The sequence below is a fragment of the Acidovorax sp. SUPP3434 genome (genome assembly GCF_030159015.1).
In the GTDB taxonomy this organism is placed as follows: domain Bacteria; phylum Pseudomonadota; class Gammaproteobacteria; order Burkholderiales; family Burkholderiaceae_C; genus Paracidovorax.
The window spans coordinates 169237-192373 of sequence record NZ_BQXL01000003.1; the positions used below are offsets into that span (position 1 = coordinate 169237).

Annotated in this window: 20 protein-coding genes, 1 tRNA gene and 1 pseudogene; 13 read left to right on the forward strand and 9 right to left on the reverse strand. The window is 70.8% G+C overall.

The window, feature by feature from the left end; all coding sequences use genetic code 11:
• Nucleotides 1-5 precede the first annotated feature (5 nt).
• Together miaB and AVKW3434_RS07195 are read right to left on the reverse strand one after the other, a co-directional pair.
• Entirely contained in the window at nucleotides 6-1349 is a 1344-nt protein-coding gene (gene miaB, locus AVKW3434_RS07190; RefSeq protein ID WP_284393124.1) for a tRNA (N6-isopentenyl adenosine(37)-C2)-methylthiotransferase MiaB, read from the reverse strand.
• 116 nt (nucleotides 1350-1465) lie between these two features.
• Nucleotides 1466-1888 (reverse strand): hypothetical protein, encoded by a 423-nt coding sequence (locus AVKW3434_RS07195; protein WP_284405309.1) that lies wholly within the window; start codon nucleotides 1886-1888, stop codon nucleotides 1466-1468.
• A 125-nt stretch (nucleotides 1889-2013) separates the two neighbouring features.
• Between AVKW3434_RS07195 and AVKW3434_RS07200 the strand changes: the two genes are divergently transcribed.
• A tRNA-Met gene (locus AVKW3434_RS07200) sits at nucleotides 2014-2090 on the forward strand.
• A 136-nt stretch (nucleotides 2091-2226) separates the two neighbouring features.
• On the opposite strand, the gene AVKW3434_RS07205 is transcribed toward AVKW3434_RS07200, so the two are convergent.
• Entirely contained in the window at nucleotides 2227-2715 is a 489-nt protein-coding gene (locus tag AVKW3434_RS07205) for a winged helix-turn-helix transcriptional regulator (RefSeq protein WP_349816830.1), read from the reverse strand.
• A 79-nt stretch (nucleotides 2716-2794) separates the two neighbouring features.
• On the opposite strand from AVKW3434_RS07205, the pseudogene AVKW3434_RS07210 reads away from it, so the two are divergent.
• The 10 genes and pseudogenes from AVKW3434_RS07210 (at nucleotide 2795) to AVKW3434_RS07255 (ending at nucleotide 14649) form a co-directional block, all read left to right on the forward strand.
• Nucleotides 2795-3670: pseudogene (locus AVKW3434_RS07210) on the forward strand (NAD(P)H-binding protein).
• A 147-nt stretch (nucleotides 3671-3817) separates the two neighbouring features.
• Nucleotides 3818-4807: a LysR substrate-binding domain-containing protein gene (locus AVKW3434_RS07215; protein ID WP_284405310.1), complete on the forward strand. Its 990-nt coding sequence runs from the start codon at nucleotides 3818-3820 to the stop codon at nucleotides 4805-4807.
• Nucleotides 4804-6357 carry a flavin-containing monooxygenase gene (locus AVKW3434_RS07220; protein ID WP_284405311.1) on the forward strand — a complete coding sequence of 518 codons (1554 nt, stop codon included), beginning with the start codon at nucleotides 4804-4806 and terminating at the stop codon, nucleotides 6355-6357. The genes AVKW3434_RS07215 and AVKW3434_RS07220 overlap by 4 nt, the downstream gene beginning before the upstream one ends.
• Before the next feature lie 94 nt (nucleotides 6358-6451).
• The gene (locus AVKW3434_RS07225) at nucleotides 6452-7426 is read left to right on the forward strand and encodes an ABC transporter permease (RefSeq protein WP_284393141.1); all 975 of its coding nucleotides are present in this window, start codon (nucleotides 6452-6454) and stop codon (nucleotides 7424-7426) included.
• Nucleotides 7423-8349 carry an ABC transporter permease gene (locus tag AVKW3434_RS07230; RefSeq protein WP_272567310.1) on the forward strand — a complete coding sequence of 309 codons (927 nt, stop codon included), beginning with the start codon at nucleotides 7423-7425 and terminating at the stop codon, nucleotides 8347-8349. The genes AVKW3434_RS07225 and AVKW3434_RS07230 overlap by 4 nt, the downstream gene beginning before the upstream one ends.
• Nucleotides 8346-9389 carry an ABC transporter ATP-binding protein gene (locus AVKW3434_RS07235; RefSeq protein WP_502869038.1) on the forward strand — a complete coding sequence of 348 codons (1044 nt, stop codon included), beginning with the start codon at nucleotides 8346-8348 and terminating at the stop codon, nucleotides 9387-9389. The genes AVKW3434_RS07230 and AVKW3434_RS07235 overlap by 4 nt, the downstream gene beginning before the upstream one ends.
• Nucleotides 9386-10450, forward strand: coding sequence for an ABC transporter ATP-binding protein (locus tag AVKW3434_RS07240; RefSeq protein ID WP_284405312.1), 1065 nt, complete (start codon nucleotides 9386-9388; stop codon nucleotides 10448-10450). Before AVKW3434_RS07235 ends, AVKW3434_RS07240 begins: the two co-directional genes overlap by 4 nt.
• A gap of 65 nt (nucleotides 10451-10515) precedes the next feature.
• Nucleotides 10516-12096, forward strand: a complete 1581-nt coding sequence (locus tag AVKW3434_RS07245) for an ABC transporter substrate-binding protein (protein WP_284405313.1) — start codon at nucleotides 10516-10518, stop codon at nucleotides 12094-12096.
• A 3-nt stretch (nucleotides 12097-12099) separates the two neighbouring features.
• Entirely contained in the window at nucleotides 12100-13422 is a 1323-nt protein-coding gene (locus tag AVKW3434_RS07250) for an acyl-CoA thioesterase/bile acid-CoA:amino acid N-acyltransferase family protein (RefSeq protein WP_284405314.1), read from the forward strand.
• A gap of 51 nt (nucleotides 13423-13473) precedes the next feature.
• Nucleotides 13474-14649, forward strand: coding sequence for a CMD domain protein (locus AVKW3434_RS07255; RefSeq protein ID WP_284405315.1), 1176 nt, complete (start codon nucleotides 13474-13476; stop codon nucleotides 14647-14649).
• Between the two features lie 31 nt (nucleotides 14650-14680).
• Here AVKW3434_RS07255 and AVKW3434_RS07260 read toward each other — a convergent pair whose 3' ends face one another.
• The gene (locus tag AVKW3434_RS07260) at nucleotides 14681-15412 is read right to left on the reverse strand and encodes a DsbA family protein (protein ID WP_284405316.1); all 732 of its coding nucleotides are present in this window, start codon (nucleotides 15410-15412) and stop codon (nucleotides 14681-14683) included.
• The gene (locus AVKW3434_RS07265; RefSeq protein WP_284405317.1) at nucleotides 15400-16302 is read right to left on the reverse strand and encodes an MBL fold metallo-hydrolase; all 903 of its coding nucleotides are present in this window, start codon (nucleotides 16300-16302) and stop codon (nucleotides 15400-15402) included. The genes AVKW3434_RS07260 and AVKW3434_RS07265 overlap by 13 nt, the downstream gene beginning before the upstream one ends.
• Before the next feature lie 124 nt (nucleotides 16303-16426).
• Here AVKW3434_RS07265 and AVKW3434_RS07270 point away from each other — a divergent pair, with 124 nt between their 5' ends.
• Nucleotides 16427-17377 (forward strand): LysR family transcriptional regulator, encoded by a 951-nt coding sequence (locus tag AVKW3434_RS07270; RefSeq protein WP_284405318.1) that lies wholly within the window; start codon nucleotides 16427-16429, stop codon nucleotides 17375-17377.
• A gap of 57 nt (nucleotides 17378-17434) precedes the next feature.
• Here the strand turns inward: AVKW3434_RS07270 and AVKW3434_RS07275 are convergent, their stop codons facing one another.
• The 4 genes from AVKW3434_RS07275 to AVKW3434_RS07290 all read right to left on the reverse strand — a co-directional run bounded on the left by AVKW3434_RS07275 (nucleotide 17435) and on the right by AVKW3434_RS07290 (nucleotide 22128).
• The gene (locus AVKW3434_RS07275; protein WP_284405319.1) at nucleotides 17435-18214 is read right to left on the reverse strand and encodes an enoyl-CoA hydratase; all 780 of its coding nucleotides are present in this window, start codon (nucleotides 18212-18214) and stop codon (nucleotides 17435-17437) included.
• A 73-nt stretch (nucleotides 18215-18287) separates the two neighbouring features.
• Entirely contained in the window at nucleotides 18288-20078 is a 1791-nt protein-coding gene (locus AVKW3434_RS07280) for a M61 family metallopeptidase (protein ID WP_284405320.1), read from the reverse strand.
• A 112-nt stretch (nucleotides 20079-20190) separates the two neighbouring features.
• On the reverse strand, nucleotides 20191-20910 hold the full coding sequence (locus AVKW3434_RS07285) for a DsbC family protein (protein ID WP_284393166.1): 720 nt from the start codon (nucleotides 20908-20910) through the stop codon (nucleotides 20191-20193).
• Nucleotides 20911-20997: 87 nt separating this feature from the next.
• Nucleotides 20998-22128, reverse strand: coding sequence for an FAD-dependent monooxygenase (locus tag AVKW3434_RS07290; RefSeq protein ID WP_284405321.1), 1131 nt, complete (start codon nucleotides 22126-22128; stop codon nucleotides 20998-21000).
• 96 nt (nucleotides 22129-22224) lie between these two features.
• Here AVKW3434_RS07290 and AVKW3434_RS07295 point away from each other — a divergent pair, with 96 nt between their 5' ends.
• The gene (locus tag AVKW3434_RS07295; RefSeq protein WP_284393173.1) at nucleotides 22225-23097 is read left to right on the forward strand and encodes an MOSC domain-containing protein; all 873 of its coding nucleotides are present in this window, start codon (nucleotides 22225-22227) and stop codon (nucleotides 23095-23097) included.
• The last annotated feature ends 40 nt before the right edge of the window (nucleotides 23098-23137 follow it).

Genomic DNA, 23137 nt, shown 5'->3' on the forward strand with positions numbered 1-23137 from the left:
GCGGCTCAGTGCGCCAGCGCCGGCTCGCGCACCACGACCTCGCCGCGCAGGGTGTAGGCCTTGGCCTCGGTGATGGCCACGTCCACCATCTGCCCGACCAGCCGGGGCTGGCCGACGAAGTTGACGACGCGGTTGCATTCGGTGCGGCCCATCAGCTCGTTGGCGTCGCGCTTGGAGGCGCCTTCGACCAGGATGCGCTGCACCGTGCCCACGCGGCTTTCGCTGATCGACTTGATGTTGCCGTTGATCACGGCCTGCAGTTCCTGCAGGCGGCGCAGCTTCACCTCGTGCGGCGTGTCGTCGTGCAGGCTGGCGGCCGGCGTGCCTGGACGCGGGCTGAAGATGAAGCTGAAGCTGTTGTCGAAGTGCACGTCGTCGATGAGCTTCATCATCTTGCGGAAGTCCTCTTCCGTCTCGCCTGGGAATCCCACGATGAAGTCGCTGCTCATCGCCAGGTCCGGCCGGATCGCGCGCAGCTTGCGCACGGTGCTCTTGTATTCCATGGCGGTGTATCCCCGCTTCATGGCCATGAGGATGCGGTCGGCGCCGTGCTGGACCGGCAGGTGCAGGTGGCTGGCCAGCTTGGGGATGCGCGCATAGGCCTCGATCAGGCGCGGCGTGAATTCGTTGGGGTGGCTGGTGGTGTAGCGGATGCGCTCGATGCCCGGAATGTCGGCCACGTATTCCAGCAGCAGCGCGAAGTCGGCGATTTCCGCCGTGTCGCCCATCTTGCCCAGGTAGGCGTTCACGTTCTGGCCCAGCAGCGTGATCTCTTTCACGCCCTGGTCGGCGAGCCCCGCGACTTCGACCAGCACGTCGTCGAACGGCCGGCTCACCTCTTCGCCGCGGGTGTAGGGCACCACGCAGTAGCTGCAGTACTTGCTGCAGCCTTCCATGATGGAGACGAAGGCGCTGGCGCCTTCCACGCGCGCGGGGGGCAGGTGGTCGAACTTCTCGATCTCGGGAAAGCTGATGTCCACCTGCGGGCGGCGCTGCACCTCGCGCTGGGTCAGCAGCTCGGGCAGGCGGTGCAGCGTCTGCGGGCCGAACACCACGTCCACGTAGGGCGCGCGCTTGATGATCTCGGCGCCTTCCTGGCTGGCCACGCAGCCGCCCACGCCGATCTTCACGCCCCGCTCTTTCAGGTGCTTGATGCGCCCGAGATCGCTGAAGACCTTCTCCTGCGCCTTCTCGCGCACCGAGCAGGTATTGAAGAGGATCAGGTCCGCCTCGTCCACGTTCTGCGTGGGCTCGTAGCCCTGGGCGGCATGCAGCACGTCGGCCATCTTGTCCGAGTCGTACTCGTTCATCTGGCAGCCGAAGGTTTTGATGAAGACTTTTTTGCTCATGGGGAATCTCTGGTATCGGTAGCGCTGCCCGCGGCCAATGGCGGGCGGGGCCGGTCGTGCGGCTGGAAAGGGATGGCGCACCCAGCGGCCGCAGCGCTGGCGGCGCCAGTGCCTATTTATCGCTTGGGAATCTCGGATTCGAAGATGAAATTGCGGTCCGTCGCCGTCGCACCCTTGCGCGGCTGGGCCGCTTCGTCCTTGCTGAGGATCCAGGCGGTCAGCAGCATGCCGGTGCTGGCCTCGACGACATAGTTCACCGTGAACTTCTGCCCGATCACCGAGTGGGCCATGACCAGCGTGTTCTGTGGGCTGAGCAGGCGCATGCCGGGGGCCATGCGGATGGCTTTGCCATCCAGCTGCGCATCGACGGTGCTGTTGATGGCCAGCGTGCCGCGCAGGGCATTTTCAGGAAAGGTGCGCACGCCGCCCAGAGGGGCGACCACCTGGGCGGTGGCGGGCAGGACCGCGCCGCAGAGCAGGGCGCTGGCCAGCAAGGGCGCGAAGAGAAAGGAAAACGGGACAGTGGGGCAGCGGTTCATGGTTTACATCCAGGGGCTGGGGGCGCGATTTTACGTGCAGGCCCGGGACGACCGCCTGCCGTGTTGGAGGGGGCGACAAGAAAAGTCTTGAACGCCAAAAAAGTCGCGCTATAATTGAGGGCTTAGGCGCTTTAGCTCAGTCGGTTAGAGCGATGGAATCATAATCCACAGGTCCGCGGTTCGAATCCGTGAAGCGCCACCAAACAAAAAAGGGGCTGCGTGAAAACGCAGCCCCTTTTGCTTTTTCGGCCCGCTGGCGGGCAAGGGATGGTGGGGATTTACGCCTCCCTTGTGTCCTATGGCCCGGGAGCCCGGCGGCCACGAAAGCCGCCGTCCGGTCACGCCATCGCCGCGGGCGCTACCGCCTCTCCCGGCCGTTCCAACGCCGCGCCATCGAACCGTTCCCGCGCACTGCGGATGCTCCGATGGTTCATTTCCGCCCACTGCAGCAACTGCGACAGCGGCGCCAGCACCGACTGCCCCAAAGCCGACAGCCGGTACTCCACACTGGGCGGCTTGGTCGGAAAGACCTGCCGGGTCAGCAGGCCGTCGCGCTCCAGGGACCGCAGGGTCTGGGCCAGCATGCGCTTGGAGATGTCGGGCACGGCCCGTTGCAGTGCGCCGAAGCGCAAGGGGGCCGGGGCGAGCGTCAGCAGGATCAGCGTGGTCCATTTGTCGCCGATGTGGTCCAGCACGTCGCGCACCGGGCACTGGCCGAGGTCCAGCCCTTCGGGGCGCTCGCGCATCCAGGCCTGGGTGGCAGCGAGGGCTTCGAGGGCCTCGGGGGCGGCCGGGGCAGGGGGGTGAGCGTCAGGTAACCAGGGCATGAAAAGCTGCCTTCTTGTGGAAGTTGGGGCGGTTCCTAATATAGACCTCCTCTCCAATCCATACCCAGAGGATCTTTGCATGTCCACTTCTTCCCCCCGCCTGCTCGTCACCGGTGCCAATGGCCAGCTCGGCCGCCTCGTCATCCAGCAGCTTCTCACGCGGGTGCCGGCCTCGCAGATCGTGGCCTCGGTGCGCAATGTGGAGAAAAGCGCTGCTGTGCTGCCCGCAGGCATCGAGCTGCGCCAGGCGGACTACGGCGATGCGGCCTCGTGGGATGCCGCGCTGCAGGGCATTGACCGCGTGCTGCTGATTTCTTCCAGCGAGGTCGGCAGCCGGGTCGCGCAGCATGGCAACGTGATCCACGCCGCGGCGCGGGCCCGTGTGCAGTTGATCGCCTACACCAGCCTGCTGCATGCGGACGAGTCCCCCTTGGGCTTGGCCCTGGAGCATCTGGCGACCGAGGGGCTGCTCAAGGAATCGGGTGTGCCCTTCGTGCTGCTACGCAACGGCTAGTACACCGAAAACAACCTGATGGGGATCGGCGATGCGCTGGGCCGTGGCGTGCTGGTGGGGGCTTCGGGCGAGGGGCGCTTTGCCTCTGCATCACGGGCGGACTACGCCGCCGCCGCGGTAGCCGTGCTGGCCGCTTCGGACAGCCCGGCCGGCAAGGTGTATGAACTGGCCGGCGACGCGGCCTACACGCGGGCCGAACTGGCCCAGGAAGTGGCGCGGCAGGCCGGCAAGCCGCTGGCCTACCAGGACATGCCCGAGGCGGCGTACCGCGATCTGCTGGTGAGCGTCGGCCTGCCCGCGCCGGTGGCCGAGATGCTGGCGGACAGCGATGCGGGCGCCGCGCGTGGAGGTTTGTTCGACGACGCACGCCAGCTCAGCGCCTTGATCGGCCGGCCGACGACGCCCCTGGCGGCATCCGTCGCCGAGGCCTTGAACACCTGACGACCCCAAAACCCTTTCGACCGCAAGGCCGAAGGCGAGCGTCAAGCCCCCCGCTTGCGCCCCTTCGGCATTTGCATATGTGGTCAAAGTATTTGTAATTCGCATGCAAGGGCCTCATGATTTCACAAAACGCATGAAATCAAGCCCATGGAATTGCGCCAGCTCGAAGCCTTCGCCGCGGTGATGTCCACCGGCAGCGTGACTGCGGCCGCGCGCCTGCTGGACCGCTCGCAGCCCTCCGTCAGCCGCTCGCTGCAGGAACTGGAGGCCGAGATCGGCTATGCGCTCTTCGCCCGCGGCGGCCCGCGCGTCACGCCCACCGAGCAGGGCTTTTTGCTGTACGAGGACGTGGAGCGCGCGCTGGGCGGCCTGCGGCAGATCCGCGATCGCGCCGCCGAGATCGCGCGCGGCGAGGCCCGGCCCCTGCGCCTGGCCGCCACCTCGGCGCTGGCCGTGGGCCTGCTGCCCCAGGCGCTGCGGCTGGCCGAGCCGCACACCGGCAGCGCCGCCATCCAGTTGCGCAGCACCTCGCCCGAAGAGGTGGTGCATGCCGTGCTCACGGGCGCGGTGCAATTGGGGGCCACCAGCCTGCCGCTGGAGCACCGTGGGCTGCAGGTGCACTGGATCGCCCAGACCGCCTGCATGGCCGTGCTGCCGCAGGACGACCCGCTGGCCGCCGAACCGGTCGTGCCGCTGGCGGCCCTGGCCGAGCGCCGGCTCATCACCCTGAGCAACCCGTTTCGCCTGCGCGGGCGCATCGACCGGGCACTGGCCCAGCTCGGCCAGCCGGGGCTGGCGCGCCGCGATGCGATCGAGACCAATTCGTCCGTCAACGCCCAGGCCGCCGTGCGCGCCGGGCTGGGCGTGGCCGTGCTGGAGCCGCTCACCGCGCTGGGCCTGCCCTGCGACGGCGTGGCCGTGCGGCCGCTGGACACCGACATTCCTTTTTTCTTCGGGGTCATCACGCCCCAGGCGCAGCCCGTCACGCCGCAGGTGCAGGCCGTGGCGGATGCACTGCTGCAGGCGGCCCGGCCGCTGCCGGGCTTCGTGCAACACGCCCCGCAAGCGCATGCCGCGCTGCTGCAGGCGCTCTACGGCGGCGATGCCGGCCCCACTGCTTCCGAGGTTTCTGAATGACGATTGCCACCCCTACCGATTCCACCCTTGCGCCCGCGCCCGCCGGGCTCGCCGCCCTGGAGGCGCGCCTGCGCCAGGACTTGCAATGGCTGGGCCTGCCCGCGCGGCGCTGGGTGCCGCCGCGGCTGACCGAGGCGGGCGAGCCGGTGCTGGACGTGGCCATCGTCGGCGGCGGCATGGCCGGGCTGGCGCTGGGCGCCTCGCTGGCGCACATGGGCGTGCAGGCACCGCTGTTCGACCGTGCGCCCGAGGGCTTCGAGGGCCCCTGGGCGACCACCGCGCGCATGGAAACCCTGCGCTCGCCCAAGGAGCTGACCGGGCCCGCGCTGGGCCTGCCGGCGCTCACCTTCCGCGCCTGGTTCGAGGCGCAGTTCGGCCTGCCGGCCTGGGCCGCGCTGGACAAGATCCCGCGCCTGCAGTGGATGGATTACCTGCGCTGGTACCGCCGCGTGCTGGGCCTGGACGTGCGCAACCGCCAGCGCGTGCTGGCGGTGCATCCGCGCGCCGACGGCCTGGTGCGGATCGACCTGGCCGACGATGCCAACGGCGGCGCGCCCCACCACGTGCTGGCCCGCCATGCGGTGCTGGCCACGGGCCGCGACGGCCTGGGCGGCCCCTGGGTGCCCGACTGGGCGCGGGCGCTGCCGGCGGGCCGCTGGGCGCACTCGGCCGATGTATGGGACGGCGCCGCGCTGCGCGGGCTGCGCGTGGCGGTGGTGGGCGGCGGGGCCTCGGCCATGGATTCGGCCGCCACCGCGCTGGAGGCCGGCGCCGCACGCGTGGACCTGCTGGTGCGCCGCGCCGAGCTGCCCCGTGTGAACAAGGGCAAGGGCGCGGGCAACCCCGGCATGGCACACGGCTTTTGGTCGCTGCCGGACGAATGGAAGTGGCGCTTTCGCCATTACCTGAACGTGCAGCAGGTGCCGCCGCCGCACGGCAGCACGCTGCGCGTGTCGCGCCATGCCAATGCGCACTTCCATCTGGGGGCCGGCGTGCACGGCGCGTCCGTGCGGGCCGACGGCGCGCTGCGCCTGGAGACCGCCAAGGGCCCCATCGCCGCGGACTTCGTGGTCTTTTGCACCGGCTTTCGCACCGACTGGGCGCTGCGCCCGGAGTTCGCCGCGTTCGCGCCGGCCGTGCGCCTGTGGCAGGACCGCTTCGTGCCGCCGGCCGGCGAGGACGATGCCGAGCTGGCCGCCTCGCCCGACCTGGGGCCGCTGTTCGAGTTCCAGGAGAAGGCGCCCGGCGCCTGCCCGGGCCTGGACCGCGTGCACTGCTTCAACTACGGCGGCGCGCTGTCGCAGGGCGCGGGCGCGGGCGACATCCCGCAGATCAGCGATGGCGCCCAGCGCCTGGCGCGGGGCCTGGCCGCCCGCCTGCTGGCCCACGACGCCGCGCTGCACTACGCGGCCATGCAGCGCTACGAAGAGCCCGAGCTGGACGGCGACGAATGGACGCCGGCGGCCTTCCCGGCCTATGGGCCCGAAGCCGCCGCGCCGGCCGCCAGCGCCCCGGCCCTCCCCAAAAGCGCCCCGGAGGTCACGCGATGATTGCTATGAAAATAGTAGCTATATGCCCTAGTGGATATTGCACTGGAGGCCTTTTTGCCTTGAAGCGCTCGCGGCCGCCCGCGGCCCCGCGGCCATGACCGGCTGGCTGCTGCGCCGCCTGGGCCAGGCGCTGCTGGTGGTGCTGGCCATGACGGTGATCGTCTTCGTGGGCCTGCACGCCATCGGCAACCCGGTGGACATCCTGATCGGCGACGACATGAACCAGCAGGAGCGCCTGGCCGCCATCGCGCGGCTGGGGCTCGACCAGCCGCTGTGGCGCCAGTACCTGGCCTTCATCGACGGCGCGCTGCACGGCAGCCTGGGCAAGAGCTTCGTCTACCAGGAAGACGCCGTGCGCCTGATCCTGCAGCGCCTGCCCGCCACGCTGGAACTGGCCCTGGCCGCGCTGGTGCTGGCGGTGGTGCTGGGCGTGCCGCTGGGGCTTTATGCCGGCATGCGGCCGGACAGCGCGGTGTCCAAGGCGCTCATGGCGGTCAGCATCGCGGGCTTTTCGCTGCCGGCGTTCTGGGTGGCGCTGATGCTCATCATGGTGTTCAGCGTGCAGTTGGGGTGGATGCCCGCCAGCGGGCGAGGCGCCACGCGCGAGCTGTTCGGCGTGCCGTGGTCGTTCCTCACGCTTGATGGCCTGCAGCATCTGGCGCTGCCGGCGTTCAACCTGGCGCTGTTCAAGATCTCGCTGGTGCTGCGGCTCACGCGGGCCGGCGTGCGCGAGGTGCTGCCGCAGGATTTCGTGAAGTTCGCGCGCGCCAAGGGCCTGTCGCCCGCGCGGGTGATGGGCATGCACGTGCTGCGCAACACGCTGATCCCGCTCGTCACGGTGCTGGGCCTGGAACTGGGCTCGACCATCGCCTATGCGGTGGTGACCGAAAGCATCTTCGCGTGGCCCGGTGCGGGCAAGCTGATCCTGGACAGCATCAACAGCCTGGACCGCCCCGTCGTGGTGGCCTACCTGATGGTGGTGGTCGTGATCTTCGTGACGCTCAATCTGGTGGTGGACGTGCTCTACCGCCTGCTGGACCCGCGCGCCCGAGTGGAGGGCGCGGCATGACGCAGCCTGTGGTTTCGCCCGACGCCCCCGTGGCGCGCGGCTTTGACGACCGGTCGATCTGGTACCGCGTGGCGGCGGATTTCCTGCGCTCGCGCACCGCGGCCGCCGCGCTGGCCGTGCTGGCGCTGGTGGTGATCGCGGCGCTGGCCGCGCCCTGGATCACGCCGCAGAACCCCTACGACCTGATGCAGCTCGATGTGCTGGACGCGCGCCTGAAGCCCGGCGCGGCCAACGCCGAGGGCACCTTCACCTACTGGCTGGGCACGGACGGGCAGGGGCGCGACCTGTACTCGGCCATCGTGTACGGCCTGCGCATCAGCCTGCTGGTGGGCGTGGGCTCGGCCGTGGTAGCGGCGGTGATCGGCACGCTGGTGGGGCTGCTCGCGGCCTACGCGGGCGGCAAGGTCGATGCGCTGCTGATGCGCGTGGTGGACCTGCTGCTGTCGTTCCCGACCATCCTCATGGCGCTGATGATCCTGGCCTACGTGGGCAAGGGCGTGGGCAACGTGGTGCTCACGCTGGTGCTGCTGGAGTGGGCCTACTACGCCCGCACGGCGCGCGGCCAGGCGCTGGTGGAGGCGCGTCGCGAATACGTGGAGGCGGCGCGCGGCCAGGGCATTCCGGGCTGGCGCATCGTCACCGGGCACATCCTGCCCAACTGCCTGCCGCCGCTGCTGGTGATCGGCGCGCTTCAGGTGGCGCGCGCCATCACGCTGGAGGCCACGCTGTCGTTCCTGGGCCTGGGCGTGCCGATCACCGAGCCGTCGCTGGGCCTCCTGATCTCCAACGGCTACCAGTACCTGCTGTCCAACGAATACTGGATCAGCTTCTTTCCCGGCCTGGCGCTGCTGTTCACCATCGTCGCGATCAACCTCGTGGGCGACCAGTTGCGCGACGTGCTCAACCCGAGGCTGCAGAAATGATGGGCACCGCATCGTCTTCTCCGATCCCGGCGTCCGCTGCCGCGGTGCCTGCCGGCGTCCCCACGCTGGAGGTGCGCGATCTGCGCACGCGCTTTCACACCCGTGCCGGCGTGCTGCCAGTGGTGGACGGCGTGTCGTTCTCGCTCGGGCGCGGCAAGGTGCTGGGCCTGGTGGGCGAGTCGGGCTCGGGCAAATCCGTCACCGGCTTTTCGATCATGGGGCTGGTCGATCCGCCCGGCCGCGTGGAGGGCGGGCAGGTGCTGTTCCAGGGCCGCGATCTCACCACGCTGCCGGCCGCCGAGCGGCGCGCGCTGCAGGGCAACCGCATCGCCATGATCTTCCAGGACCCGATGGCCACGCTCAACCCGGTGCTGCGCGTGGACACGCAGATGATCGAGGCCGTGAAGGCCCACCGCCGCACCACCACCGCCGAGGCCCGCGCCCTGTCGCGCGACACGCTGGCGCTGATGGGCATTCCCAGCCCCGACGACCGGCTGCGGGCCTACCCGCACCAGCTGTCGGGCGGCATGCGCCAGCGCGTGGCGATCGCCATCGCGCTGCTGCACGGGCCCGACCTCGTCATCGCCGACGAGCCGACCACGGCGCTGGACGTGACCATCCAGGCGCAGATCCTGTCGGAAGTGCAAAAGCTGGTGCGCGAGCGCGGCACCTCGCTGATCTGGATCAGCCACGACCTGTCGGTGGTGGCCGGCCTGGCCGACGAGATCGCCGTGATGTATGCCGGGCGCATCGTGGAGCACGGCACGGTGGACGACGTGCTCGACCATCCGCAGCACCCCTACACCCAGGGCCTGATCGGCAGCCTGCCCAGCGCCAACCGGCGCGGCGAGCGGCTGCGGCAGATTCCCGGCATGGCGCCGTCGCTGCTGAACATGCCGCCGGGCTGCGCCTTCGCGCCGCGCTGCGCGCGCGCCAGCGCCGCCTGCGGCGTGCCGCCGGCCATCACGCACCCGCGCGCCCAGGCCCCGGCGCACGCGGTGCGGTGCTTCCATCCCGGTGCTTCGGAGGGCGCGGCATGAGCGAGGTTCGCGATGTTCTTTCGCCGCCAGGCCCTGGCGGCGCCAACCCGGCCACGGCCACCGCCCCGCCGCTGGTGGAGCTGCGCGGCGTGGCCAAGCGCTTCGGCCTGCAGCCGCCGCCGGGCCCCGTGGGCCGGGCGCTGCGGCGCCTGGGCCTTTCCAGAGCGCCAGTCGTCACCCACGCGGTCGACGGTGTGGACCTGGCGGTGCACGCGGGCGAGGTCGTGGGCTTGGTGGGCGAGTCGGGCTGCGGCAAGTCCACGCTGGGCCGCATCGCTGCCGGGCTGCTGCCGGCCACCGAGGGCGAGGTGCGGGTGGACGGGCGCCCGCTCGAAGCATTGAACGGCCGCGACCGGCTGGCCGCGCGGCTGCGCACGCAGATGGTGTTCCAGGACCCGTTCGCCAGCCTGAACCCGCGCTTGCGCGTCTCGCGCATCGTGGGCGAAGCGGCGCTGCTGCACGGCCTGACCGATGCCGCCGGGCTCGATGACTACGTGAGCGCCCAGCTGCGCCGCGCGGGGCTGGACCCGGCGCTGCGCCACCGCTACCCGCACCAGTTCAGCGGCGGGCAGCGCCAGCGCATCGGCATCGCCCGCGCGCTGGCGGTGCAGCCGGGCCTGCTGGTGTGCGACGAGGCCGTGGCGGCGCTGGACGTGTCGATCCAGGCGCAGATCCTCAACCTGTTCATGGACCTGCGCGACCAGCTGGGCCTGACCTACCTGTTCATCAGCCATGACCTGGGCGTGGTGGAACATGTGTGCGACCGCGTGGTGGTGATGTACCTGGGCCGCGTGGTCGAGAGCGCGCCGGTCGAGGAACTCTTCGCCCGGCCCAACCACCCCTACACGCAGGCGTTGCTGGCCGAGATCCCGAGTGTGGCCGCGCGGCGCACGCGCTTTTCGTCCATCTGCGGCGAGATCCCCAGCCCCATTTCGCCGCCCTCGGGCTGCCATTTCCACCCCCGGTGCCCGCACGCCATGCCGCGCTGCGCCACCGAGGTGCCGCGGCTGCGCGGCATCGCCGTGCGGCACGAGAGCGCCTGCCACCTCAACGATGGCTGAACGCCCACCGCCCACCGCCCGTTCCCGCCGCCGTATCCCGTTCGTTTTTTCCTGAAAGGCCCGCCATGACTTCCTTCCGCCTCGCCACCCTGGCCGCCGCCGCGCTGCTCGCCGGCACCGGCGCGCTCGCGCAGAACGGCAATACGCTGTCCATCGGCTTCGCCGACCCGGTGTCGTCGGTCGATCCGCAGCTCAACAACCACGCGGGCGACCGCTCGCTGGCGCTGCATTTCTGGGACTCGCTGGTCAACTCGCGCGACGGCGGCAAGCTGGAGCCCGGCCTGGCCGCCAGCTGGAAGACGCTGGACGACAAGACCTGGGAGTTCAAGCTGCGCACCGACGTGAAGTGGCAGGACGGCACGCCCTTCACGGCCGACGACATCGTGTTCTCGTTCCAGCGCGCGCGCAACGTGCCCGGCAGCGTGGCGTCCTATGCGGGCGCGCTGCGCACGGTCGAGTCGACCACGGCCAAGGACGCGCATACCGTCATCGTCAAGACCAACACGCCCAACCCCATGCTGCCGCTGGAGGTCGCCTCGATCTACATCGTGAGCAAGCACGTGGGCGAAAAATCCAAGACCGAGGACTACAACGCCGGCCGTGCCGTCGTGGGCACGGGGCCCTACCAATTCATCTCTTACGTGCCGGGCGACCGCACGGTGTTCGAGCGCAGCGCGAGCTACTACGGCACCAAGCCGCTGTGGGAGAAGGTGAACTACCGCTACATCAACAACGGCGCGGCGCGCACCGCCGCGCTGCTGGCGGGCGATGTGGACGTGATCGACAAGGTTGCCGTGACCGACGTGGAGAAGCTGCGCAAGACGCCCAGCGTGAGCGTGTACACCTACCCCGGCCTGCGCGCGCTGCTGCTGCAGCCCAGCTTCAAGGCCGGCGCCAACGAGTTCGTCACCGACAACGCGGGCAAGCCGCTCGCGCAGAACCCGCTGCGGGACGTGCGCGTGCGCCAGGCGCTGTCGCTGGCCATCAACCGCAAGGCCATTGTGGACCGCGTGCTGCAGGGCACGGTGACCGAGGCCAACCAGTGGATGCCCAAGGGCAGCTTCGGCTACAACCCCGAGGTCAAGGACATTCCCTACAACGTGGAGCAGGCCAGGAAGCTGCTGGCCGAGGCCGGCTTTCCGCAGGGCTTCCAGATCACCATCCACGTGCCCGGCGACCGCTACCCGCAGGCCCCCGAGACCGTGCAGGCCGTGGCCCAGTTCTGGAGCCGCGCGGGCGTGAAGACCAAGGTGGAGGTGCTGCCCTGGGCCTCGTACGCCAGCCGCGCCAACAAGAACGACTTCGCCGTCAGCGTGATCGCCTGGGGCAACGGCACGGGCGAGGCCGGCTACGGCCTGCTGCAGACGCTCGCCACCACCGACGCCCAGCGCGGCCGGGGCGCCAACAACTGGGGCCGCTACAGCAACGAAGCGGTGGACAAGGCGCTCGACGCCGCCACGGTGGAGTTCGATGCGCGCCGCCGCGAGGCCGTGTTCCGCCATGCCGCCAAGCTGGTCACGGACGACGTGGGCCAGATCCCGCTGTTCCACTACCAGAACATCTGGGCGGCCAAGAAGGGGCTGAAGGTCGAGCCGATCCTGAGCGACCGCACCACCGCCCTGCAAGTCACCCGCGTGGGCAAGTAAGGCGTGGCCGCGCTCACCATCACCCCCGCCGACGCGCTGATCGACGTGCCGCGCCACATCGTGGCCAGCGGACTCGTGCCGGGCGAGACCGTCACGCTGCGCAGCCACACCCTGCGCGGCCCGGGCGTCGCCTGGCGCGCCGAGGCCGTCTTCGAGGCCGATGCCCAGGGCACGGTGGACCTGTCGCGCGACGCGCCGCGGTCGGGCAGCTACGCCGGCGTGTCGCCCATGGGCCTGGTGTGGTCGCAGGTGCCCGACGGCGGGCAGGCGCCGCGCGCGCTGTTCGCCAGCACCCCGGCCGCGCCGCTGGCCACCGAGGTCACCCTGCAGCGCGGCGCGCCGGGCGGCGCGCCGCTCCCGGGCCGTTTCGTGCAGCACCTGGTCGGCCCCGGCGTGGTGCGGCGCGACGTGCGCGACGAGGGCCTGTCGGGCACGCTGTTTCTGCCGCCGGGCCCGGGCCCGCACCCGGCGGTGCTGGTGCTCAACGGCTCGGGCGGGGGCATCAACGAGCCGCGTGCGGCGCTGTACGCCTCGCACGGCTACGCGGCGCTGGCGCTGGGCTACTTCCAGTCGCCGGGGCGGCCCGACCACATCTCGGACACGCACCTCGAATACTTCGAGACCGCGCTCGCCTGGCTGCACCGCACGGTGCGCCCGCGCGGCGGCTTCGTCGCGCTGAGCGGGCAGTCGCGCGGCGGCGAGCTGGTGCTGCTGCTGGGCACGCTGTTCCCGGAGCAGGTCTCGGCCGTCATCGGCTACGTGCCGGGCGCGGTGGTGCACAGCGCGCAGAACGCGTGCAACCCCGCCAACGGCCCCGACAGCCGCAACGGCCCGGCGTGGATCTTCCGCGGCCAGCCGCTGCCGCACCTGTGGGAGAACAACCGCACGGCCACCTGGGCGCCGTGGGACGAGGGCCCTGAGCCGCGCCGCCATGCCAACGCGCTGCTCACCGCGCTGCAGGACGAGGAGGCCGTGGAGCGCGCCCGCATCCGCGTGGAGCGCATCCGCGGCCCGGTGCTGCTGCTGACCGCCGAGGACGACGGCTCCTGGCCCTCGTCGCGCTACGGCCGCATGGTCGTGGAGCGGCTCAAGGCCCATGCGCACCCGCACCCGGTGGCGCAGTACGACTACGCGGGCGCAGGGCATTCGATTTTGTTTCCCTACCTGCCCACCACGCAGACCGTGTACGCCCACCCGGTCTCGGGCCGGCTCAGCACCGGCGGCGGCGCGCCCGCGCCCAACGCCTGGGCCGACGAACACTCGTGGCGGCAGGTGCTATCGTTTTTGAAGCAAGCTGCCCTAGAAGAATCTGTGCTGCAGCCCTAAAACACTGAGATCCCTGGCGGCCTAAATGATGCCGCCCAACCGGAGCCGACCATGACCGATGCATCCTTTTCCCCCGACCTGGTGGACACCCTGGTGCCGCTGACCCCCGGCGACCCCGTGCAGGCCGTGCGCCACCAGCGCGACAAGGTGGTCGCCGCCACCCAGGGCAGCTACGACAGCCTGTTCGATCCCGCGCTGGAGGGCCTCTCCCTGGCCGAGCGCCTGCTGGCGGCGCGGGCCATCGCCACCCAGGCCGGCAGCGCGCCGGTGGCGGCGCACTATACGGCGCGGCTGCAGGGCCTGGCCGACCTCACGCCCGCACAGCGCGCGGCCCTGGACCCGGGCGATTCGCCGGGGCAGGATCCGCGCCTGCAGGCCATCCTGCGCTTTGCCGACCTGCTGGCCGCGCGGCCGGTGGAGGGCGACCGCGAGGCGCTGCTGCAGCTGCCCGCCGCCGGCCTGTCCACGCCCGCCGTGGTGGCGCTGGCGCAGCTCATCGCCTTCGTGGCCTACCAAGTGCGCGTGGTGGCAGGGCTGCAGGCCCTGGCGGCGCTCGGCACGCCGGCGGCTTCGCCCGCAGCCGCTGCTGTCGAGCCGGCCCCGGCCGCCGCGCCGTTCGTGCACCCGGCCAATCTCCCGAAGCCCGGCGAGCCCGTGCGCGTGAACGGCTACACCAGCGAGACGCTGGAGTGGAAAGCCTGGCTGCCCGTGCTGGACCTGGCGCAGGCCTCGCCCGCGCAACTGGCGGTGCTCGAGGCCAGCCACCCCAAGGCCAAGACCAGCGACTACTACCGCGTGCTGGTGCACCAGCCGCGCATCCTGGAGGAGCGGTCCATCGTGTTCAACGCGATCATGTACGCGCCCGGCGGCCTGTCGCGCGCCGAGCGCGAACTGGCCAGTGCCGTGGTCTCGCGCGTGAACGGCTGCGTGTACTGCGCCTCGGTGCATGCGCAGCGGTTCGAGCAACTGGCCAAGCGCAACGACGTGATCGTGCAGGTGTTCACCGAGCCGCAGGGCGCGGGCACCACGGCGCGCGAACAGGCCATCGTGCAGGCCAGCATCGACCTCACGCGCGCGCCCGGCGCGTTCGGTGCGGACCAGGTGCGGCCGCTGCGCGCGGCCGGCCTGTCGGACCTGGAAATCCTCGACGCCGTGCACGCCGTGGCCATCTTCGCCTGGGCCAACCGGCTGATGCTCAACCTGGGTGAGCCGGTGTTCCCCGGTTGAAAACCGCAGGGCAGGGGATGCCCGCCCGCCATCAGATCGCGCAGCCGTCCGGGCGACAAGCCAGGGCACTGCCGGCCGGCGCGATGGCGGCCCGCCCGGCCTCCAGGTGCTGGCGCAGCACGGTCTTCCAGGCCTCGGGCTGGCCCAGCCAGGGGCCGATGTCCAGCGTCTGCAGCGGCGCGCCGGGCTGCTCCAGCGCCAGGGTGGGAAAGCCCTGGCCGCCCGCGCGGGCCAGCCACTGGCGGCTTTCCGCGAAGTGCGCCTGGGTGGGCGCGCCTTGCCACTGCGCGAAGGCGGAGCGGAACGCCTCGGCGTCCAGGCCCAGTTCGGCCGCCAACTCCTGCAGCACCGCGGCGTCCGCCACGCGGCGGCCCTGCGCATAGTGCGCGTGCTGGATGCGGTGCGCCATGTCCAGCCCGCGCTGGTCCAGGGCCTGGGCGGCCAGGATGGCGGTGGTCGGCGGCTCCGAATCCATCACCGCCATCGGGTCGCGCAGCAGGCCTTCGAAGTACGCCTCGCCGAAGGGCTGGCCGGTGAGCTGGGCGATGCGCCGGTCGTGCGGCACCACGTGGTCGCGCCACCGGGGCGTGATGGCGATGCGGTTGTGGCCGGCCAGCATGCCGCCGCCGTGCAGCGCGATCGCCAGGCCCGGCACCTGCCGCGCGGCTTGCACCAGCGGCGCGGCGGCGTAGCACCAGCCGCACAGCGGGTCGAAGACGCAGTGCAGCACCGCGGACGGCGCGGCGGCGTTCATTGCGGCCATTTCATTTCGCCCTTGATGACCTTGGCGCCCAGTTCCAGCGACGACGATTCGCCCAGTTGCGGGTAGCGCCGCTTCATGGCGGCGACCAGCGCGGCCGAGTCCTTGGCGCGGGCGGCTTCTTCCTCGAAGGCCTTCACGTAGCCGCGGGTGAATGCCACCGAGGCCGTGCTGCGCGGCTCCCGGCCGCTGGCGTCCGGCGCGAAGTGGCCCGGTACCACGACCTGCGGCTGCAGCGCGTCGATCTGGTCGAGCGTGGCGAGCCAGTCGCGGCGCGATTCGGGCGTCTGCGTGTCGGCCATCCAGACGTGGATGTTGGCGGCCACCGGCACGCCGCCCACCACGGCCTTCAGCGAAGGAATCCACACCACCGTGCGGCCGGGCGTCGGGCCGTTCAGGCCGACCACCTGGATGGCCTGGCCTTCCAGCGTGATGGTGTCGCCCTGCAGCGGCTCGGGCACCACCAGGGCCTGGGGCGCGTTGGCCTTGAGGATGGGGCCCCAGTGGGCGAGCTTGCCGTCCTTGGAGGCCTGGATGCCGGCCACCGTCTGCGGCGTGGCGACGATGCGTGCCGTGGGGAAGGCGGCTTGGATGACGTCCAGGCCGAAGTAGAAATCAGGGTCCTTGTGGCTGATGTACACCGTGGTCAGCTTCTTGCCGCTGGCGCGGATTTTCTCCACCAGGGCCTGGGCGTCGTCGCGCTGGAACTGCGCGTCGATCAGCACGGCTTCGGTGTCGCCCGTGATCAGCTCCGACGACACGGGGAACAGGCTCTTCGTGCCGGGGTTGTACACCTGCAGCTGCAGCGGGCCGGCGGCCAGCGCCACGGCGGCGAAGCCGAGGCTGGCGGCGCCGGCGATCAGGGTGCGAAGGAATCGGGGTGTGCGGGACATGGCGGGGCTCCTGGTCAGCGAGGGTTTGGATAAAGGAAAGAAGGAATGGGCTGGATCGTAGGTTGCCTGGATCGGCCGAAAAACCCCCTACCATGCAAAGCTTTGTTGCATAAATCGATCGAATATGGACCGCCTCACCGCCGCCGATGTCTTCGTGCGCATCGCCGAGCGCGGCAGCATGACCGCCGCCGCCGAATCGCTGGACATGTCGCGCGCCATGGTCACGCGCTACCTCGCGCAGATGGAGGCCTGGGCCGGCGCCCGGCTTCTGCACCGCACCACGCGCCGCCTGGGTCTCACGGCGGCCGGCGAGCAGGCCCTGGCGCGCTGCCGGCGCATGCTGGAGCTGGCCGCCGAGATGGCGGTGCCGGTGGGCGAGGGGGCCGAGGTGCCGCGCGGCCTGCTGCGCATCGCCAGTTCGCAGTCGCTCGCGCAGGAGGTGCTGTCGCCCGCTGTGGCCGAGTTCCTGCGCCGCCATCCGCTGGTGGCCATCGACCTGCACATCGATTCCCGGCCGGTGAACCTGGTGCAGGAGCGCATCGACCTGGCCGTGCGCATCAGCAACGACCTGGACCCCAACCTCATCGCCCGCACGCTGGGCGAGTGCGCATCGGTGGTGTGCGCCGCGCCCGCCTACCTGGCCGCGCACGGCACGCCGCGCCGCGCGCAGGACCTGGCGACGCACAACTGCCTCACGTATTCGTACTTCGGGCGCAGCCTGTGGGAGTTCACGCACCGGGGCGAGCGCATCGCGGTGCCGGTGGGCGGCAACCTGAGCGCCAACGAATCCCAGGTGCTGCTGGCCGCCGCGCTGCACGGCGCGGGCGTGACGCTGCAGCCGGTCTATGCCGCCGCGCCGCTGATCGCGCAGGGGCGGCTCACGGCGCTGCTGCCGGCCCATGCGCCGCGCACGCTGGGTGTGCACGGCGTGTACGCCTCGCGCCGGCAGGTGCCGCCGGCGCTGCGCGCGCTGCTGGATTTCCTGGTGGAGCGCTTCGCCGATCCGTCGCACTGGCAGGCCGGGCTGCAGGTGTCGGCCGCCAAGGCGCCGTCGCGGGCGAAAAAAAGCCGCTGAGGACAGCGGCGGGGGTGGTGGCGCAGCCCCGTGGCGGGGGCCGCGCGGCGGGGTGCCTCACTGGTGGGTGAAGGTCGCCTTGCGCTTGTTCACGAAGGCGTCCATGCCTTCCTTCTGGTCGCTGGTGGCGAACAGCGCGTGGAACAGGCGGCGCTCGAACATCACGCCGTCCGACAGCCCGCTCTCGAACGCGCGGTTGACCGATTCCTTGGCCGCCATCACGGCGATCTGCGAGAAGTCGCTGATCTGCAGCGCGGCGCCCAGGGCCTCGTCCATCAGCTGGGCAAAGGGCACGACGCGGCTGACCAGCCCGGCGCGCTCGGCCTCGGCCGCATCCATCATGCGGCCGGTGAGGGCCATGTCCATGGCCTTGGACTTGCCCACCGCACGCGGCAGGCGCTGCGTGCCGCCGGCCCCGGGGATGACGCCCAGCTTGATCTCGGGCTGGCCGAACTTGGCGTTGTCGGCCGCGATGATGAAGTCGCACATCATGGCCAGCTCGCAGCCGCCGCCCAGGGCGAAGCCGCTCACCGCGGCGATCACCGGCTTGCGGATGGAGCGGATGCGCTCCCAGTTGCGTGTGATGTAGTCGCCCTTGTACGCATCGGCGAAGCTGTACTGCGCCATGGCGCCGATGTCCGCACCCGCGGCGAAGGCCTTTTCGCTGCCGGTGACGATGACGCAGCCGATCTTCTCGTCGGCGTCGAAGGCCTGCAGCGCCTCGCCCAGCTCGTTCATGAGCTGGTCGTTCAGCGCGTTCAGTTGCTTGGGCCGGTTCAGCGTGATGACGCCGACCTTGTCCGCCTCGATGCGGACCTCGATGACTTCGTAGGCCAAGGGGTATCTCCGTTGCTCGTTGTGATCGGCAGACTATACCCAAGGGGCTCCGGAAAGCCTCTGCCAGGGTCCTCTATTGGCTGGCGGTGCCGTCCAGCCACCGGTTGGCCAGTGCCGCGTCGGCCACCGACAGGCCGATGGTGTCGACCTCGGCCTCGGCGCCCGCATGGGCCGTCGAAGGCAGTTCCAGCGGCAACTCGAGCAGCCGCCGGTCTCGCGCCACCAGCGCCGTCACGCGGGGCTCCACGCCGGCGTAGAGCGGCACGTCGTCCAGCCGCTGCACGCGCCAAGCCTCGCCCTGCACCTCGATCCCCAGCCATTCGTCGCCCGCCGCGAAGCCCGCCTGCTCGGCCAGCCCGCCGCGCAGCACCACCTTGATCTGCAGGCCCTGGCCCTCCGCCACCCGCACGCCCAGGCGCTGGGCCAGCTGCGCCGGCTCGCCCTGCAGCGTCACGCCGTTGGCGGCCAGCAGCTCGGCCAGGGGCAGGTCGTCGGTGCCGTGCACCCACTGCGCGATCTCGGTGGCGAACGAGCGGCCCGCCAGCGCCTGGATCGCGTCGAGCAGGTCGGCTTCGGACATGGGGCCGGCGGCGCAGCGCTCCCACAGGGCGCGCATCACGTCGTCCAGCGTGGCCTGGCCTTCGCGGCGCAGCGCGAGGTCCAGGCACAGCGCCACCAGCGAGCCCTTGGTGTAGTAGCTCACCGTGCTGTTGGGCGTGTTCTCGTCCTGGCGGTAGTACTTGACCCAGGCGTCGAAGCTGGCCTGCGCCACCGACTGCACCTTGCGGCCGGGCGTCTGCAGCACCTGGTTGACGGTCTTGGCGAGCAGGCGCAGGTAGGTGGCGTTGTCGATCAGGCCCGCGCGGCGCAGCAGCAGGTCGTCGTAGTAGCTCGTGAAGCCCTCGAAGAACCACAGCAGGCGCGTGTAGTTCTCCTGCGTGTAGTCGTACTGCGCGAACTCCGCCGGGCGCAGGCGCTTGACGTTCCAGGTGTGGAAGTGCTCGTGGCTCACCAGCCCGAGCAGCGTGTTGTAGCCCTCGGGCGCCCGCGCCTGGCCGATGCGCGGCATGTCGCGCCGCCCGCAGATCAGCGCGGTGGAGTTGCGGTGCTCCAGGCCCCCGTAGCCGTCGTCCACCACGTTCAGCAGGAACAGGTAGTTCTGGTAGGGCGGCTTGCCGCTGCCGTGCCAGAAGCGGATGCCAGCCTCGCAGATGCGGCGCACGTCGGCCACGATGCGGTTGCCGTCGAACGAAGGCGCGGCGCCCGCGATCACCAGCCGGTGCGGCACGCCGCAGGCCGTGAAGCGGATGCTCCAGAACGGGCCCATTTCCACCGGGCAGTCCACCAGTTCGTCGTAGTGCTCGGCGCGGTAGGTGCCGAAGCCGGCGCGCGTGGTCTTCTCGGCGGCGAGCCCGGTGGCGACGGACCAGCGCGCCACGGCGGGCGTGCTCACGATTTCCAGGTCGTGGCGCGCGGCCTCCTGGCCGTGCACGCGCAGGCACAGGCTGGTGCCGTTGAAGAAGCCGCGCGTGGCATCCAGAAAGGCGGTGCGCACCGAGGTGTCGTAGGCGCAGACTTCGTACGTCAGCACCAGCGGGTGGTCGTTGCGGCACTGCACCTCCCAGCGGCACTTGTCCAGCTGGGAGAGGGGCACGTCCTTGCCGTCCTGCTGCGCGCGCAGGCTCTGCAGGTTCTTGGCGAATTCCCGCACCAGGTAGCTGCCGGGAATCCAGACCGGCAGCGACAGCGCCTGCTGTGCCGCGGGCCTGGCGACTGTCAGCGTCACGCTGAACAGGTGGGCATGCAGTTGCGCGGGCTCGACGCGGTAGTGGACGGCGGGGTGGGCGTGGCGAAGGGCGGACATGGTGCGTGCGGCGCTGAAGGGTCGGGGAAGGCCCGGGCTGGCGCAGTGAAGTGGTCCGCGCCGCCCGGCGGTCAGGAGCGTGCGCCGCGGCAGCCGCCGCGCACGCCGGGGCTCAATTGCCGGAGCCGCCGGCGTCGGCCATGCGCTTTTCGACTTCCTGCGCGTTGATCGCGCCCGGCACGCGGGAGCCGTCGGCGAAGATGATCGTCGGCGTGCCGGTGATCTTGTGCTTCTTGCCGAAGGCCAGGTTGCGCTGCACGGCCGCGGTGTCGCAGCTGGCGGCGGGTGCCGGCTTGTCGCGCACCATCTGGTCCTGCCAGGCCACCACGCGGTCCTTGGCGCACCAGATGTTGCGGGACTTCTCGGCCGAATCGGGGCTCAGGATGGGGTACAGGAACATGTACACCGTGACGTTGTCCACGTTCTGCAGGTCCTTCTCGAAGCGCTTGCAGTAGCCGCAGTTGGGGTCTTCGAACACCGCGATCTTGCGCTTGCCGTTGCCGCGCACGATGGTGAAGGCATCCTTGAACGGCAGCGCGTCGAAGTCCACCGCGGTGAGCTTGTTGATGCGGTCTTCGGTCAGGTTGCGCCGGGCCTTGGTGTCGATCAGCTCGCCCTGGATCAGGTAGTTGCCCTTGGCATCGGTGTAGAACAGGTCGGTGCCGATGCGTACCTCGTACAGGCCCTGCATGGGCGTGCTGCGCACCTCGTCGATCTTCTCCAGCTGCGGAATGCGGTCGGACAGGGCCTTGCGGATGACCGTTTCCTGGGCGAACGCGCCGAGGGACAGGGTGAGCGCGGCGCCGGCCAGCAGGGAGGAGATCAGTTTCATGCGATTCTTTCGTTCTTCAACTCGTTGTTCATCATTGCGCCGCGGCGGTCGCCAGCGGCCCGCCTTGCGGCCCTTCGGTCCATCCCGTCAGCGCAGGCCCATGGCCTGGCGCGTCACCCAATCCTTGAGCGGGCCGCTGCGCTCGAAGCCCTTCATTCCCCAGTTGCGCAGCGCCATCAAAGGCCCTTCGCTGCGCGAGAAAAGCTGCTGCAGCCCGTCCATCGTCCAGCCCATCGGCAGCAGGGCCGCCTTGCGTTCGCGCTCGTACTGGCGCAGCAGCCGCAGGTCGCCCACGCCGCGCCAGTAATCGCGCCCGTTCAGCACGCGGGCCAGCGCCTGCGCATCGCCCAGCCCCAGGTTCAGGCCCTGGCCGGCCAGCGGATGCACGTTGTGCGCCGCATCGCCCGCCAACACCCAGCTGCGCCCGGCGCCTGGTTGGCCCGGCGCCGCCATGGGGCCACACCAGCGGTCCGCGCGGGCCTGCTGCAGCGGCCAGGCCGTGCGGTCTGCGCTCAACTGCAGGGTACCCAGCGTGTTCTGGCTGGCTTGCTGAATCTGCTGCTCGAATTCGGTGGGGTCCAGGGCCACCAGGCGCTGCGCCCGGTCCTGCGAGACTGACCAGACGACCGCGACGGAGTTCCCCGCGGCGCCGTCCAGCGGCAAAAAGGCCAGGATGCCGTCGGGCAGGAACCACTGCCGCGCCACCTGGCCGTGGGGCCGTTCGCACTGCAGCCGGGTGGCGACCGCGTGCTGCCCATACGGCATGGTGGCGAAGTCCACGCCGAATTCCTCGCGCGTGCGGCTGGCGCGGCCCTCGCACACCACGGTGAGCGCGGCGGGCACCGGGGCGTCCACCCATTCGGCCTGGGGCTGGAACCGCAGGGCATCGGCCAGGCGGGCCTCCAGCGCGGGCACGTCCACGATCCAGGCCAGCGCTTCGGTGCCCTGGCGTTCGGCATCGAACGTCACCTCGCCGCCCTGGTCGCCATGCACCTGCATTTGCCGCACCGCGGTGGCGTGGGCGGCATCGGGCCACCCGCGCACCGATTCGAGCAGCCCGCGCGAGGCGGCGTTCAAGGCATAGGCGCGCACATCGGCCGCCGGGGGGGCGGGCGTGCCGACCAGGGCCACGCGGAGCCGTTCGCGGGCCAGCAGCAGGGCCAGGGTGCGGCCCACGACGCCAGCGCCACGGATACATACATCAAAGGTTTGGGCCATGCCGGGCATTGTAGGAGCCGGCCAAGGCGGCACGGGCGGGCACAATCCCGCTTTCACCGATGGGTTTCGCGCCCGCGCCCCTGGAGCTTTTTCCCTGTGACTTTCCGCCCCGACCACGACCTTGCCGGCACCATCGCGCGCCTGTTCGTCCACCCCGTCAAATCCTGCGCCGGCATCGAAGTGCGCCAGGCGCTGCTCACCGACACCGGGCTCGACCTGGACCGCGCCTGGATGGTCGTGGACGCGGCCGGCCACTTCCTCACCCAGCGCACGCTGCCGCGCATGGCCCTGGTCCGGCCCCAGCTCAAAGTGCATGAGATGGTGCTGCGCGCCCCCGGCATGCTGGCGCTGCACGTGGCGATCGACCAGGTGGAAGGCCCGGCCACGGTGCGGCTGTGGGACGACACGGTGCCCGCCTGGGACATGGGCCCGCTGGCCGCCCAGTGGTTCACCGACTTCCTGGGGCAGCCCTGTCGCATGGTACGGTTCGACCCCGAGCACCGCCGGCTGTCCAGCCCCAAGTGGACCGACGGCCTGGAGGTGCCCAACCTTTTCTCCGACGGCTTCCCGCTGCTGTTGGCCAGCCAGGCGTCGCTGGACGGGCTGAACGAGCGGCTGCGGGCCGCCGGCCACGCGGCCGTGGGCATGGAGCGCTTTCGCCCCAACATCGTGGTCGATGGACTCCACGCGCACGACGAGGACCGCATCGACCGGCTCTACATCGGCACCGGGGAGGGTGAGGAAGTGCACCTGCAGCCCACCAAGCCCTGCGCGCGCTGCCCCATCCCGGACATCGACCCGGCCACCGCCGCCAGCAGCCCCGAGGTGAGCGACATGATGCGCACCTACCGCCACGATCGCCGGCTGGGCGGCGCCATCACCTTCGGCATGAACGCCATCGTGCGCGAAGGCGCGGGCCGCATGCTGCGCGTGGGCCAGCCCGTCGCGGCCGATCTGCGCTTCGACTGAATCGCCCGTTCTAAAAGGGCCGGGATCCGCCCGGCCGCCA

Excerpts from the sequence above, each read along its gene's own strand:
- AVKW3434_RS07235 (WP_502869038.1), top strand. The coding sequence starts at position 8,346 with ATGATGGGCACCGCATCGTCTTCTCCGATCCCGGCGTCCGCTGCCGCG.
- AVKW3434_RS07260 (WP_284405316.1), bottom strand. The coding sequence starts at position 15,412 with ATGGCCGCAATGAACGCCGCCGCGCCGTCCGCGGTGCTGCACTGCGTC.
- AVKW3434_RS07205 (WP_349816830.1), bottom strand. The coding sequence starts at position 2,715 with ATGCCCTGGTTACCTGACGCTCACCCCCCTGCCCCGGCCGCCCCCGAG.
- AVKW3434_RS07220 (WP_284405311.1), top strand. The coding sequence starts at position 4,804 with ATGACGATTGCCACCCCTACCGATTCCACCCTTGCGCCCGCGCCCGCC.
- AVKW3434_RS07280 (WP_284405320.1), bottom strand. The coding sequence starts at position 20,078 with ATGTCCGCCCTTCGCCACGCCCACCCCGCCGTCCACTACCGCGTCGAG.
- AVKW3434_RS07195 (WP_284405309.1), bottom strand. The coding sequence starts at position 1,888 with ATGAACCGCTGCCCCACTGTCCCGTTTTCCTTTCTCTTCGCGCCCTTG.
- AVKW3434_RS07285 (WP_284393166.1), bottom strand. The coding sequence starts at position 20,910 with ATGAAACTGATCTCCTCCCTGCTGGCCGGCGCCGCGCTCACCCTGTCC.
- AVKW3434_RS07290 (WP_284405321.1), bottom strand. The coding sequence starts at position 22,128 with ATGGCCCAAACCTTTGATGTATGTATCCGTGGCGCTGGCGTCGTGGGC.
- AVKW3434_RS07245 (WP_284405313.1), top strand. The coding sequence starts at position 10,516 with ATGACTTCCTTCCGCCTCGCCACCCTGGCCGCCGCCGCGCTGCTCGCC.
- AVKW3434_RS07240 (WP_284405312.1), top strand. The coding sequence starts at position 9,386 with ATGAGCGAGGTTCGCGATGTTCTTTCGCCGCCAGGCCCTGGCGGCGCC.
- AVKW3434_RS07230 (WP_272567310.1), top strand. The coding sequence starts at position 7,423 with ATGACGCAGCCTGTGGTTTCGCCCGACGCCCCCGTGGCGCGCGGCTTT.
- AVKW3434_RS07215 (WP_284405310.1), top strand. The coding sequence starts at position 3,818 with ATGGAATTGCGCCAGCTCGAAGCCTTCGCCGCGGTGATGTCCACCGGC.
- miaB (WP_284393124.1), bottom strand. The coding sequence starts at position 1,349 with ATGAGCAAAAAAGTCTTCATCAAAACCTTCGGCTGCCAGATGAACGAG.
- AVKW3434_RS07225 (WP_284393141.1), top strand. The coding sequence starts at position 6,452 with ATGACCGGCTGGCTGCTGCGCCGCCTGGGCCAGGCGCTGCTGGTGGTG.
- AVKW3434_RS07265 (WP_284405317.1), bottom strand. The coding sequence starts at position 16,302 with ATGTCCCGCACACCCCGATTCCTTCGCACCCTGATCGCCGGCGCCGCC.
- AVKW3434_RS07270 (WP_284405318.1), top strand. The coding sequence starts at position 16,427 with ATGGACCGCCTCACCGCCGCCGATGTCTTCGTGCGCATCGCCGAGCGC.
- AVKW3434_RS07255 (WP_284405315.1), top strand. The coding sequence starts at position 13,474 with ATGACCGATGCATCCTTTTCCCCCGACCTGGTGGACACCCTGGTGCCG.